This window comes from Candidatus Hydrogenedentota bacterium (genome assembly GCA_019637335.1).
Taxonomy (GTDB): domain Bacteria; phylum Hydrogenedentota; class Hydrogenedentia; order Hydrogenedentales; family JAEUWI01; genus JAEUWI01.
Window position 1 is genome coordinate 112,513 of the sequence record JAHBVV010000015.1, and the last position, 13,709, is coordinate 126,221.

12 protein-coding genes and 1 pseudogene are annotated in these 13,709 nt (G+C 63.4%); 3 read left to right on the forward strand and 10 right to left on the reverse strand.

The annotated features are described in order from the left end of the window. The first annotated feature begins 342 nt into the window (after nt 1–342). The 3 genes from KF886_16330 to KF886_16340 all read left to right on the forward strand — a co-directional run bounded on the left by KF886_16330 (nt 343) and on the right by KF886_16340 (nt 3,695). Complete coding sequence (locus KF886_16330; GenBank protein ID MBX3178924.1) at nt 343–1,899, forward strand: HNH endonuclease; 1,557 nt, start codon at nt 343–345, stop codon at nt 1,897–1,899. A 20-nt stretch (nt 1,900–1,919) separates the two neighbouring features. Beyond that, entirely contained in the window at nt 1,920–2,390 is a 471-nt protein-coding gene (locus tag KF886_16335) for an SMI1/KNR4 family protein (protein ID MBX3178925.1), read from the forward strand. Between the two features lie 198 nt (nt 2,391–2,588). Continuing rightward, nucleotides 2,589–3,695, forward strand: coding sequence for a hypothetical protein (locus KF886_16340; GenBank protein MBX3178926.1), 1,107 nt, complete (start codon nt 2,589–2,591; stop codon nt 3,693–3,695). Nucleotides 3,696–3,811: 116 nt separating this feature from the next. Here the strand turns inward: KF886_16340 and recQ are convergent. The 10 genes and pseudogenes from recQ to KF886_16390 all read right to left on the reverse strand — a co-directional run bounded on the left by recQ (nt 3,812) and on the right by KF886_16390 (nt 13,471). Beyond that, a pseudogene (gene recQ / locus KF886_16345) lies at nt 3,812–5,602 on the reverse strand (DNA helicase RecQ). A 181-nt stretch (nt 5,603–5,783) separates the two neighbouring features. Continuing rightward, the gene (locus tag KF886_16350; protein MBX3178927.1) at nt 5,784–6,392 is read right to left on the reverse strand and encodes an acyloxyacyl hydrolase; all 609 of its coding nucleotides are present in this window, start codon (nt 6,390–6,392) and stop codon (nt 5,784–5,786) included. Nucleotides 6,393–6,515: 123 nt separating this feature from the next. Then, a complete protein-coding gene (locus KF886_16355) occupies nt 6,516–7,313 on the reverse strand; it encodes a hypothetical protein (protein MBX3178928.1) in 798 nt (265 codons plus the stop codon). 36 nt (nt 7,314–7,349) lie between these two features. Beyond that, on the reverse strand, nt 7,350–7,898 hold the full coding sequence (locus tag KF886_16360; GenBank protein ID MBX3178929.1) for a membrane integrity-associated transporter subunit PqiC: 549 nt from the start codon (nt 7,896–7,898) through the stop codon (nt 7,350–7,352). 68 nt (nt 7,899–7,966) lie between these two features. Further along, entirely contained in the window at nt 7,967–9,208 is a 1,242-nt protein-coding gene (locus tag KF886_16365; GenBank protein ID MBX3178930.1) for an MCE family protein, read from the reverse strand. A gap of 82 nt (nt 9,209–9,290) precedes the next feature. Next, nucleotides 9,291–10,070, reverse strand: a complete 780-nt coding sequence (locus tag KF886_16370) for an ABC transporter ATP-binding protein (protein ID MBX3178931.1) — start codon at nt 10,068–10,070, stop codon at nt 9,291–9,293. Nucleotides 10,071–10,095: 25 nt separating this feature from the next. Then, the gene (locus KF886_16375; GenBank protein ID MBX3178932.1) at nt 10,096–10,887 is read right to left on the reverse strand and encodes an ABC transporter permease; all 792 of its coding nucleotides are present in this window, start codon (nt 10,885–10,887) and stop codon (nt 10,096–10,098) included. Nucleotides 10,888–10,893: 6 nt separating this feature from the next. After that, the gene (locus KF886_16380; protein MBX3178933.1) at nt 10,894–11,208 is read right to left on the reverse strand and encodes an STAS domain-containing protein; all 315 of its coding nucleotides are present in this window, start codon (nt 11,206–11,208) and stop codon (nt 10,894–10,896) included. A 147-nt stretch (nt 11,209–11,355) separates the two neighbouring features. Continuing rightward, entirely contained in the window at nt 11,356–11,757 is a 402-nt protein-coding gene (locus tag KF886_16385; protein MBX3178934.1) for an ATP-binding protein, read from the reverse strand. A 13-nt stretch (nt 11,758–11,770) separates the two neighbouring features. Then, nucleotides 11,771–13,471 (reverse strand): SpoIIE family protein phosphatase, encoded by a 1,701-nt coding sequence (locus KF886_16390; protein ID MBX3178935.1) that lies wholly within the window; start codon nt 13,469–13,471, stop codon nt 11,771–11,773. Nucleotides 13,472–13,709 lie beyond the last annotated feature (238 nt).

The window sequence follows — 13,709 nt, forward strand, 5'->3', positions numbered from 1 at the left end:
GCAACAGGGGGAGTGCATCGGGCTGGCAAAGACGCCAAACGCTGGAACCAAGGCGCCAAACCAGCCCGAGGCTGTGCCCGAAAAAGCTGCTCCGTAATTTCAAAAGGAGCCACGGGCGCCACGTTCAAGCTCCGCGGCTCCGCCGCGAAGGCTTGAGCGTGCGAGACTCCAGTAGAGCCCCAACAGTCAGGGGCAGTGTTTCATCCTTAACGGGTGACGCAACGCGTCATGAAAGACTGCGCTGAAAAACTAGGGACCCCACCCATATTGGCCAGACAGGCCTCCACCGCTCATTGACAGTTGAAATCCGTTCATCTGGCCTCGGGCGCCTCCTTGAGCTCGATGAACGATCTGCCCCAGGGCGGCACGCTGACCCAGGTCCTCAGCGCGGACACGGCCCTCACCAACGCGAGCACGGACATCGGCTTCGGCGTGGGCGAAAGGGCGGACTACCTCTTCGACGATGTCCGCTTCTTCGACCCCACGGCCACCGGCGAGCAATCCACCATCGGCCGGCGCTACGCCTACGACGCCCGGGGCCGCCGCGTGGCGGAGACCACCTTCGAGGACGGCGTCGCGGAGACCACCTACTTCGTCTACGACGGCCACCGCGTCATCGAGGAGCTCGACGGCGACGGCAACGTCACCGCGAGCTACGTCTACGGCCAATACATCGACGAAGTCCTGCAGATGCGCCGCGACACCGACCCCGGCGCGGCGGGGATGGAGGACCACTACTACCTCCACGACGACCTCTTCAACGTCGTCGGCCTGACCGACGCGTCGGGCGCGCTCCGGGAGCGCTACGAATACGCCGACTACGGCATGCCCGCCGTCTACGACGCCGCCAACAACCCCCTCGCCGCCTCGGCCTTCCAGAACGCCTACCTCTTCAACGGCCGCCGCTTCGACGCCGGCACCGGCCTCTACTACTACCGCACCCGCTACATGGACCCGGACCTCGGCCGCTTCATCTCCCGCGACACCATCGGGCTCTGGGGGGATGCGAACAACCTGGGAAACCCCTATTCCTACGTGGGGAATAACCCCTGGTCGCGCCTGGATCCGTTTGGGGAACAAGAGTTTCATCAGTCATTCGGCGAGACCGCGCGCGCAGTCTTCGGCTTTTTCGGCGACGCTCATGAAACGGCAGTTGCGGGGCCGCTGAGGGAGGTTCACACCAGTCCGGGACCAATCGCGGCCGCGTTTTACAACGAAATCCTGATGGTAGAGCCGTATGGCGACCTTGACCTCTACACGCAGGGAAACAATGCTGCCTATGCGGGAACACAAATTGTCCTCGTCGTATCCCCAACAAAAGTCTTCAAGGTCATCAAAGGGACGGCAAGAGCAATAGCAGGAGCTACCCGGGGGATTCGTGGCACGCGAACCGTTGTCATGATGGTGGATGGTGCCGATGAGGCAGCCAATCTGGCTCGACAGTTGGCAGGTAGTAGCGATGAAATATATGTTACCCTGAACAACGGGAATGTGATTGGCGATATCTCCAGGATCTCCAAGCCGAAGCACGCGCCCGTCATAGATAAGTGGGTAAAGAAAGGTGGCAAGGTTAGGCAGCATGCCGACGGAACTGTTGAATACATAGATGGCTATGGAAACTCTGTCCTCTACAGAAATGGGTATCCTGATTTCAAGGCTTCCGGTCATGTAACTGAGGAAGTCAAAATTACGGATATGCAAGGGGATTACACTACAGACTTTGCAAAGGCAAACGCGCAGTCGGGAAAACCGCTGGAACCGTGGGAGACTTGGCATCACCATGAAGACATGACGACTATGCAAAGAATGTCGGCTAGTGTAAATGCTAGATTTACACACTCGGGTGGAGCATCTAAAGCCAGAATAGAGCGTATAAATAATGCACTACGGGATAAGTAATATTACGAAAGAAACGTCGAGTGAGATTTGCTAAACTGCATGGCATGCATCAAGAAGTCCTTCCGCCGGCATTGGATGCAGATATCGCCAAACTTGAGTCGGACATTGGTTTCCCATTACCCGCCGATTATAAGGCCTTCTTAAGGGACATGAACGGAGCTCAGGCACTTGATCGCTGTTTCTACGTTCGAGGCCTAAAGCAAGACATTGCATTGCATATTCTTCTTGGAGTACATCCGGGGCGCAATTGGGCTGATCTCTTTTCTTCGTGGGATGAATTCAACGAAGATCTTCCAGAGAACGCACTCATTATTGGCCTCGACCCCGGCGCAAACTTTCTTGTCCTATTACTAGATGGGAACGCAGACGGGGTGTACTACTGGGATCACAAGCACTTCTTTCCTCAATCCTCTGATCTGCAGAACATGTACTTCGTTTCCGAATCATTTTCATTCTTTATAGATGAGCTAAAGCCACTTCTGAAAATGTAAGGCTGATTGTACCGGTCTCGCAATCACCTGAACCCACGCTCTATCTCAGGTTAGGCAAAAACTTACACATTCCGACAGCGAGACCTACACGCTGGAGCCGGCGGGCAACCGCACGGCCACTTCGGCGGGCGCATTGTCCGGGGCAACGTCCCCCAGGATCTGGAGACCTTCAGCTTCTCCTACCAGTCCCTCCTGGATGTGGAGGACCTGGACGGGGACCCGGATACAGAGGACGAGTACGGGCCGGAGTACTATGGGCTCGCGCTGATGAAGGTGTTCCAGCAGGCGCCCGTTCCGCCGGCGGAAGTGGGGGAGTACGAGTACGTGGCGCTGGTGGTGACGCCGAACGCGATCAGCCTGCGCGAGTGGGACGCGGATGAGGTCACCGTGCTGGATACGGCGGGCGCGGTGAGCGAGGCGGGCGTCTGGTACGACATCGCCATCGCCATCGACGGCGCCACACTCACCGTCAGCCGGGGGCCCCGGGGCGGCACGCTGACCCAGGTCCTCAGCGCGGACACGACCCTCACCAACGCGAGCACGGACATCGGCTTCGGCGTGGGCGAAAAGGCGGACTACCTCTTCGACGATGTCCGTTTCTTCGACCCCACGGCCACCGGCGAGCAATCCACCATCGGCCGGCGCTACGCCTACGACGCCCGGGGCCGCCGCGTGGCCGAGACCACCTTCGAGGACGGCGTCGCGGAGACCACCTACTTCGTCTACGACGGCCACCGCGTCATCGAGGAGCTCGACGGCAATGGCAACGTCACCGCGAGCTACGTCTACGGCCAATACATCGACGAAGTCCTGCAGATGCGCCGCGACACCGACCCCGGCGCCGCGGGGATGGAGGACCACTACTACCTCCACGACGACCTCTTCAACGTCGTCGGCCTGGCCGACGCCTCGGGCGCGCTCCGCGAGCGCTACGAATACGCCGACTACGGCGCGCCCACCATCTACACCGGCGACGGCACCGCCACGCGGACCGAATCCGCCTACGGCAACCCCTTCCTCTTACAGAAAGCCTGTACCCGACCCCCCTACCGCTTCTCCACCGGTGCCCCCGGCTTTTCCTCATTCTTCATGCACGCGATCACCACGTCCACCAACTCGCCCGGAGCCGCGCCGCCAAGGCGTTCCAGGATGTCATCCCGCGCCGCAAACCCAAGTTCGTCGGCGGCGATGCTGATGTCGTCCGCCAGGCCGGGGTCCATCCACGGAGTCGGGTCGGTGAGGCCCTTTTCCTCGATGTACTCCCGCAGGTACTTCGCCGCACGGCGCGCCGTCACCATCAGGTGATCCGCCGTTTCGTCAAGGTCGCAGCCAGCGGCAAACAGCCGGAACGCCTCCGCCTGGATGCGGCCCCCCCGGCCCTGTTTAGACTTCGGCGCCCGCCCAGCCCCAGCGCCGGCGAACTCGCGTATCACCGGCAGGAAACGAGCGGCATAGTCGGCGCACTTCCGCTCGCCGACCCCGCTCACCTGGAGGAACTCCACTTCGTTTTTCGGCTTCTTCCGCGCCATGTCGCGCAGGGCCGCGTCCCCAAACACCGCGAAGGCGGGCCCGCCGTTCTCCTGCGCAATTTCGCGACGGAGCGCGCGCAGCCGCTCGAAAAGCTTCTTGTCCACGCCGTCCCACGACTTCGCGGCCGCGGCGGAAGCCCGGCGGGGGGCGCGGGCCGTCTCCGCGGGCGCGAGCAGGCGCGGGGTCTCCTCACCGCGCAGGACCTGCCGCCCCCGCGCGGTGACCTGGAGGATATTGTACTCCCCGGTCTTTTCCAGGTACCCCTGGGACGCCAGCTGCTCGATCCAGTTGCGGATGGTCCGGCCGTCGTGCTCCGCCAGAATCCCGAAGGTGCTAAGCTGATCGTGTCCCTTCTCCACCACGCGGTGCTCCCGCGCCCCCTGCAGGATCAACGTCGTGTAGCTCGGGCCCGCGACGGGGCCGAGCCGCGCGGCGCAGGAGAGGATCTTCTGCGCCACCACCAGCGCGTCCTTCACGAGGTCCGCATTGCCCAGGCACAGGTCGCAGGCGCCGCAGTTGGGCTTGTCGATCTTCTCGCCAAAGTACTCCATCAGCACGCGGTGGCGGCACGCGACCGCCGTGCAATAGTTGTACATGTCGTGGAGTTTGGCCTGGGCGATGCGCATTGCTTCGCTGTCCAGATCCTTCAGCAGGAAGTTCCACAGGTTGAAGTCGCTGCCGGAATAGAGCAGCAGGCATTCCGCCTCCAGGCCATCCCGGCCCGCGCGCCCGCTTTCCTGCTGGTAGTGCTCGATGGTCTTGGGCATGCCGGTGTGGATGACGTAGCGCACGTCGGGCTTGTCGATCCCCATGCCGAACGCCACCGTCGCCACGATGAGTTCCGCGCCCTCCCGCGAAAAGGCCTCCTGGTTCCGCTGCCGCTCCTCCGGACTCATCCCCGCATGGTAGGGCAGGGCCTTGTGGCCGCGATCCGTCAGCGCCGCCGCCAGCTCCTCCACCTTCTTGCGCGTGATGCAGTAAATGACGCCCGATTCGCCCCGGCGCCGCTCCACAACCTCCATCACCTGCGCCAGCTCGTTGGTGCGGCGCTCGGCGGCGTAGATCAGGTTCGGGCGGTCGGCCGAAGCCACCATGATCTCCGGATCGCGCAGTTTGAGCGCCGCGCAGATGTCCTGGCGCACGTGTGGCGTCGCGGTGGCGGTGTAGGCGTGAAAGGCCACCTCCGGAAAGGCCTCCCGCAGGCTCTCCAGCGCCCGGTACTCCGGCCGGAAATCGTGGCCCCACTGGCTGATGCAGTGGGCCTCGTCAATCGCGATAAACGAGATCGGCCGCTTCTTGAGGTACGCAATGAAATCCGGCTTCACCGCCCGCTCGGGAGCCACATACAGCAGTTTCACCGCCCCCGACTGGATGGCCTCGTGGGTCTCGCGGCGCTCCCGCGCGGTCAGGCTGCTGTTGATGCACGCCGCGCCCGCCCCCACCGCCCGAAGGCTGTCCACCTGATCCTTCATCAGCGAAATCAGCGGCGAAACGACCACCGCCATCCCGTCGCGGGCCAGGGCCGGCGCCTGGTAGCACAGGGACTTGCCCCCGCCCGTGGGCAGCACCACAAGCGAATCGCGCCCCGCCATGATGCACTCCATGGCGCTGGACTGGAAGGGCCGCAACGCGTCATAGCCCCAGACGCGGCGTACAATTTCGGAGAGCTTGCCGTCAGGCATGCGCGGAGTGTACCACAGCGCTCCGCAACGCGTCGATAGAACGACGCCCCACAATCTCGCCGATGGTCCGCCGTGGCGGAAATGTCCGCGATCCTGCGATTCAGGCTATTCTTGACCGAAACACGCATTCACACCGGTGGCTGCTTCATCCCGCCCATGTGTTACGGCTTCGGGTATCGTTTCAGAATTTGAAGCCAACTCCAATTCCGAGCGCGTTGGCGCCGGAATTGTGGCTGCCGAGGCTCGCATTCGAGATGTGCTGGTAGTGCACCTGGACGTGCCAGTCGGACTTGAACGCGTAGCCCACACCGATATTGCTCAGGAAATTGAGGTTGGAATTATTCCCGTTGAATTTGCCGGCATGCACAAGCGCCGTAATACCGGCTTCCGCAAACCAGCCCCGGTACTCGTCTTTCACCTGGTAAATTCGCCCTGAGAGCCCGATACCCCCGCCCCAGACGGTGTCGCCGTCCTCGTGATCGTTGTCGCCGAACCAGCGCTGGAAAAGATCGCGGTCGCGATGCTCATCCTGGGTGTACACGAAGAGGGGCAGAAGGCGGAGGCCCAGGGTCGTGCGGCTGGTCGCCGGCACTTCGTACTCCGCGACGACGTTCAGGCTGTAATCCCCGGAGCGGTCCCGGCTTCCCTGGTGAACGCCAAAATCATTGTTGAGTTCGAGGCGCCAGCGGCCCGCGTCAAAATCCAGGCCGGCCTGGGCGGTCTGGCACCAGGCGGCCAGAAAAAAGGCCGCCGCCAGCGACGTTGCATTAACACACTTCAGGAAATTCATGGCGTTCAGACTCCCCGGGACCATTCCGGCCCGATTGCTACCCGTTACGCCGCGCGCGGGAGGCGCGGCGCCCTCAACTATTGCGCTGCCCTGGCGGCGCGCGTGCGATGTCAAACGCGGCCGCTAGGCCATGGTTACGTAATAGGCGAGCACACCATCGTTGAAGTAATGCTTGTCGATATCCAGATAGCACGACCCGCGGAGGTTGTAAACCCGGCCCACGAGGCGATTATCCGCGAAAAAGCCCTTGCTTCTCAACTGCAGCAGCGCCCGCTCCGGTTGCAGGGACTCGATCTCCACCTCCAGATCGCTCAGCGTGATGGGGCGCCGGAGCAGGGCAACCTCTTTTTCGCAACGGAAAACGCGGGCCCGGGAGGGAAGCGCGCCGCCGATCCGGAAGCTCTTCCCGCCGCCCCCGGCCACCACGCGAATTACCTCGCCGGAAGTCGCGTCGGTAATGTTCCACCAACGGTGGCTCGGGTCGGCCTCGACCGTGTAGCCGCTCGTGTCGTGATTGTCGGTCAGGCTGAAAAGCGTGCCACGGGCATGGGCGGGGTGCCGGAGTAGAATGTGGTCCGCAAAGGGGTCGGGAAAATCCTGTGCCGATTCCCGGGCGTCGGGCACGCCGTGCGCGGCCGCGAGCACCCGGCGCGCGCGTAGCTCGGCCACAAAGGCGCGTATCGTGAACACCACAATGCCGAAGACAATCAGCGCCACAAACGCAATCGCGCCATAGCGCAGCCAGTCGGGCTTGTCGAAATAGACGCCGACGAAAATGGCGCCGAGCGCTTCCGCAATGCACACAAGATAGGCCGTTATCAGACCCATGGTGAGCGAGTTGTTCGTTCGCGGCAGGTTGTGGTAGCAAACGGCCCGCTCGTAGTCCGACAGGTGATCGTGGGATTCGGGCTGTACCGTCATGGCGTCACTTTCCGGCCTGGGCGGCCGCTCCGGAGGTTAGAGCGCGGCGGCGTCGGCCACTATCTCGCGGGCGATCGTTTCCAGCAAGTCCGACAGGGACAGCACCACACCGCCGGGCGTCGCGGAAACCGCGGGCCCCCGCGCGGTGTACGTTTTCGCCAGCGCGGGCGTCGAGTAGTGGCTCGCGCTCGCCTCGCGTATCTCCACCGCCAGCCGTACGTGCGCTTCCGCGCCGCCGGGGCTGTCCACCTGCTCAAAAGCCTGCAGCACACCCGAGATCACGTAGGAGCGGCGCTCCGGATCGGTGGGGCCAAACTCCGCCGACAGCTTCTCCGCAAGCAGCTCGTCGAGGCTGGCCGCCCATTGCGCGGCGGCGTAGTACTCCACTTCCGTCGGGCTCTTCTTAATGAGAATGCGCTTGTTCTGCAGCGGCTCCGCCACGCGAAGACGCTTCACCGCGATGTTCACCGGGCTCCCGGCCTGGGCCGAGGGGGCCATGTTCAGGGTGTAGAGGTCCGGGCCGCCCGATGTTACACAACCGGCGGCGATGGCCCCGAAAAGGGCCAGGAACATGATCTGCTTCATAGTTTCTCCTACCTCGGGCGCGCGCCCGGCGTCCGGGCCCGCCGGACCCCGCGCCACGGCGCCTGCCCTTACTTTCGCCCGCTCTCCGGGCGCCCGAAGAGCACCGACTGCGGGTGAGATTTCAGTTCTTCCAGCAGCACGTTCAGGCTCTGGATGGTGTTGCCCAGATCGCCAACGAGATCCTCGATCGCCGGGCGGTTGAAGTGCACCAGGTCGCGGGTTTCCCCGGTCAGGTCCTTCACCTGCGCCAGCGTCTGTTCGAGGGTGACCAGGAGCGTCTCCAGATCCTTGCTTACCGTGCCCGTGATTTCGTTAAGATTCTTGATTATTCCATCGATATTCGCCTTGTTGTCCGTGACCGTCCGGGCGACGCCGTCCAGCGCGCGCGTGGCCGACTCCTGCAGCGGCGGCACCTTGTCCAGGATCGTCTCGATCTGCCGGTCGTACCCGTCCAGCATGGAATCGACGCTGGCGATCACATTCTCCACGTTGGCGGGATCCGGGCCGCCCCCGGCGGCCTTCGCCTTCGCCTCCTCGACGCCGAGCAGGTCGCGGACGTCGCCGGTGATCCGGGAAACGCTGGCGAACTCCTTGCCGCCCGACGCCTCGGTCTCGATGGCGGCCTCCACGCCGAGGAGCCTGCGGAGATCCTCGGCGAGCAGCGCCACGTTGATGGCCTCGCCGCCTTCGGCCTGCGCCTTTTCAATCGCCTTCTTCACGCCAAGAAAGGCGCGCACATCGGCGGCGATCCGCTCGATACTCGCCATTTCATCCCCGCCGGCGGCCTCCGCCTTTTTCGCGGCCTCCACGCCAAGGAAGTCGCGCACGTCGGCGATGAGCTGCTCGCTCCCGCCCACCAGGCCGTCCACGTCCGGGATGTCGATGAATCCGTAGCCGCTGTTGACGACCTGCATGTCGCCGCCATCGGGAAGCAGCGCCGCGTCGGGCGTGCCCGTGGAGATTTCGAGGTGCTTCTCCGATGTGAGGCCGACCTGTTCGATCGTCGCGATGCTTGATGCGTTTACCGGCGCGCGCGGATCCACGCGGGCCTCAACCAGGATCCGGGACTGGTCATCGGGATCGTAGGTGACCGCCGCCACACGGCCCACTTCCACGCCGCCGAATCGCACCAGGGCGTTGTTCCCCAGGCCGACCGTGCTCGTGAAGCGCGCATACAGCACCTTGCGTTCCGGCTCGGGCTGCAAGCGCTCGATCACGACGACAAACGCCACCGCCACGGCCAGGCTGATGATCACCATCAGGCCCGCGGTAATCTCCGTCTGGGTGAAACTATACTTTTTTACGGCCATGGCCTCCTTGCTCCACTTCTACGCCGCGGCGGCCCAACGGCGCGCACGCGTGGCAATTCCGTTACGGCGGCTGCCCGCGCCGCTAGTCCGCACCTGTCAGGGATTGGAGGTACTTCGCGGTATCCTCCCCTTCCGCATCGGGGCGCCGCGCGAAAAACTGCTCTATAAATGGATGATCGATATTCTGAATGTCGTCCAGCGTGCCCAGCCCGATCACCTTGCCCTTGTCGAGCATCACGATGCGGTCCGCGATCAGCTTGACGCTTTCCATCTCGTGCGTGACGACCACGCTGGTCAAATTGAACGTGCTCTGCATCTTCCGGATAAGCATGTCCAGGCCCGCGCCGACAATCGGGTCGAGGCCGGCGGAGGGCTCGTCATAAAAAATGATGTCGGGGTCCATCGCCATCGCGCGGGCGAGCCCGGCCCGCTTTTTCATGCCGCCGCTGAGCTCGGCGGGCATGAAGCCTTCAAACCCCCCGAGCCCGACCAGCTGCAGCTTGATCTTCGTCATGATATCGATGGTCGAGGGATCGAGCTTCGTGTGCTCCCGGAGCGGCAGCGCCACGTTGTCGCCCACCGTCATCGAGTTGAACAGCGCGGAACCCTGGAAACACATCCCCATGCGCTTCCGGACTTCGATGCGCTCCTCGTCGGTCATCCTGGTGAAGTCCTGGCCGTTGAAGAGGATCTGGCCCGAGTGCGGGCGCATCAGCCCGACAAGATTGCGCAGGAGCGTGCTCTTGCCACAGCCGGAGCCGCCGAGAATCACAAACACCTCGCCGCGCCGCACGGTGATATTGACGCCGTCCAGCACGGTGCGCTCGCCGTATTTCACGCGCAGGTCGCGTACTTCGAGTATGTTGTCGGGTTTCGTATCCATGAGCCTACTGGGAGAAGAACAGCGCGGTCCAGATGAGGTCCACGACGATGATAATCAGGATCGAAGTTACAACGGAGGATGTTGTTTGCCGGCCAACGCCCTCCGCGCCGCCCTCGACCTGGAAGCCGCGGAAAACGCCGACCCAGCAAATGGTGACGGCGAAGAAGAAACTCTTAATAAGACCCGAAATCAGGTCCATCCGCGTCAGCGCGCTGGCGGTCTGGTTGTAGTACACCATCGGGTCGACGCCGACCAGCACAACGCCGGCAAAGGCCCCGCCGAGGATCATGATCAGCATGGCGAGCACGGTAACGCAGGGTACGGCGAAAAGCATGGCCAGGAACTTGGGAACGACGAGGAATTTCGTCGGGTTCAGGCCCATCACGTTGAGCGCGTCAATTTCCTCGGCCACCTTCATGGTGCCGATTTCGGCGGTGATGGCGGAGCCGCAACGGCCGGTGATGAGGATCGCGGTCATGAGCGGCGCGAGCTCGCGAAGCGCCGAAATGCCGACGAGGTTGGCGATAAGCTGCGTGGCGCCCCATTTCTGGAGCGTGTAGGCCCCCTGCAGCGCCATGATCACCCCGATCAGCGCGCAGATGAGCCCCACAATCGGAAGCGATCGCACGCCGAACTCGACGAAATGCTCGACCGTGCTCCGGATACGCAGGCCCTTGCCCCGCAGAGGCTGCCAGAAAACCCAGTTGAGGGTGTCCACCATCAGGACGCAAACCGTGGAGGCCGCGTAAAGGGCGTTCAGCGTGGAACGGCCGGTATTTCCGAGCAGGGCAGACATCCGCGGCTACAACTGCTCCACGATTGGAAACACGGAGTCGAGCCGGGAAAGCTGCAGGACCTTCAGCACCGGCTGGGACGGCGCGACCAGCGCGAAGGAATCCGCGCCGCCCGCGGCCTGGAGTCCCTCCACCAGCGTCGCCACGCCCGAGGAATCCATATAGCCGACGTCCCGCAGGTCTATGCCGACCTTCCGCGTCTTGGCCTTGCAAGCCTTCAGAATGGCCTCGCGCAATTGCGGCGAGGAGTACAGGTCGATCTCGCCCTTCGCGGCGACAATGCAATTGCCGTCCTGTTCGGTCTGATTCAGTTCAAGCGCCATGCAATATTACCTTTTATAATGTCGCGGCCGGCTGGGCCCGGGCCTCCGGAAAAGGCCCGCCCGGGCCAAACTGCCCGATACGGTCTGGATAGCCCCGCGCCGCCCCACACGGCGCGCCTGGCCGACTTGTTGGCCGGTATCCGTATGTTACACTTTTCGCAGTCGCATTACGACGGTGTTGCCCGCCGCCGCGCCCGGCGTGAATTCGACGTCATCAAAAACATTGTAAATCAGGTGCATTCCCAGGCCGCCCGGCGTGAGGGCCTCGGCGATGATGTCCTCCTCCGATTTGCGCCGCACGCGCTCGTAGGGGGCCGGAACGCCATCGTCATGCAATACAAGCTCTATCCATCCATCCCGCGAATCCAGCGAAAGTTCCAGCGGGCGATCATCCGCCCCCCGGTACGCGTGCCGGATCGAATTCGTGCAGGCCTCGTCCACCGCCAGGACTATCTCCTGCACGCGGTCTTCCGCAACGCCCTGATTCAACAGGTAGCTGCGCACCATCGCGCGCACATCGCAAAGGAGGCGCGGCGCGGAACGGAACACTATCGATAAGTCCTTACCTTCCACCGGCATACCTCAAGGCCATCATCGTGCAATCGTCATGCGGCGCGGCCGGCGCCGTGTAACGTTGCACGTCCAGGATTACGGCATCGATCAGGGCGCGCGCGGGCTTCCCGAATTGCCGGGAAGCGCACCGCATCAGCCCCGCCTCCTCGTATTCCACCGGGGGCGATGGCGTGGCCCCCTCGATGAGGGTCGTCATGCTGCGCGCCTCCACGATGCCGTCCGTGTAGAGCAAGAGGGTGTCGCCCGGGTCGATAATGGCCCGGGTCTCCACCCACGGCCCCTCGGGCAGGATGCCCGCGGGCGGCCCCGTGGCGTCCCCAAAAGTGCTGACTTCCGTCCGGCCTACCCGGAGCACCGGGTGGTGGCCGGCGTTCGCACAAACCACGTGCCCGCTGGTCAAGTCGAGTGTCAGGTAGCACAGCGTGCAGAACATCCCCCGCTGGCTGCGCTTCACCAGCCCGCGGTTCAGCTCTTTGAGCACCTCGCCGGGCGCGTCCAGGTCCCGGGCGAGCAGGCGAAACTGCGCGAGCAATTGCGCCATGGTCAACGCCGCCGGGACGCCTTTTCCGCTCACATCGCCGATCAATATACCGATTTTGTCGCGGTTGGGGCGGACGTAATCATAAAAGTCGCCGCCAACCGTCTTCGCGGGGCGGGTTTCGCCGTAAACATCAAACCGGGGATCTTCCTGGGGCCACTCCTTGACCAGGAAGCCTTCCTGGATCGTCCACGCGGTCGCGAGATCCTGCTCGATGCGCTGCTTCTCCAGGATCTCCTGGTGCATATGCGCGTTTTCAAGCGCGAGGCCCGCGCTGTTGCCCACGGACGCCGCCAGCAGCAAGTCGTCGTGCGAGTAATTCTGGTCCTGGCGATCGGAGTCGATATACAGAATGCCCAGAATGCCGTGTTTGGCGCGCAACGGGACGCAGATGATCGATCGCAACTGCAAGGACATAATACTTTCGGACGCGTTCAACTCCATGTCGCTGTCCGTGTCCTGATAGAGCACGCTCTCCCCGTCGCGAATGACCCGGGAGGCCACCGTGCTGCTGATCTGGATGTCGCCAATGCGCGCCTGCTGCAGCTTGCCGTTGGCGATGCTGTGCACCGCGCCGCAGTGCGGGCAGGGGAGTAATTCGGCCGCGGGACCCGCCAGAAAGATGGCCCCGCGCTGCGCGTTAATCGCCTTGAGGGTCTTGGTGAGGACGCCATCCATCAGACTGCACGGCTCGTAGTTCGTCGCAATCTCGTTGGCGACCGAATACACCGCTTCCAGCAGCTTGGTCGTCTTGTTCGGCGCTTCCTGCTTCTGGACCTGCCCGTGGGCGTCCATGATGGTTTCGGTGAAAAGGCGGCTTTCCTCGCCGGTTCCGCCGCCGGATTCCGCGGGGCGCGACGCTTCGGCCCGGCCGTGGACCTCAAACCGGAGGGTCGTCTCACCAATCTGGATCGTGTCGCCGTTCTTCAGCTCGCCCGCGAGCATCTTGGCGCCGTTGACCAGCGTGCCGTTGGTGCTGCCCAGATCCTTCCAGATAAACCGGTCCGGGCGCGCCTTGATCTCCATGTGACGGCGGGACGCCGCGTTGTCTTCGATCATGAGGCCGCTATCCGCGGTTCGGCCGATGACAAGCGATTCCTCCACGGGGACCTTGCGCCCGTCGGTTTCGATTATGATATATCCCCGCAGCAACGGCGTCTCCTCGCAATATGAATCGAGCGGGCATTGTACCCCATTGCGCCGGGGATTTGAAATCGCGGCGGACGCCGCCACAGGCCCCGGAGCAATCACGCGCCGCACATGGGGCGCTCCCGAATGCCTGGAGTGGAAGTCCCGCCCGTTGCCGAATTCTCCCTCCCCAATACGCCTGGCGAGCCATCGGGCGACATCGTGGCGCGGGCGGCAGGCCCGCGAAGGTCCACCGCGCCCG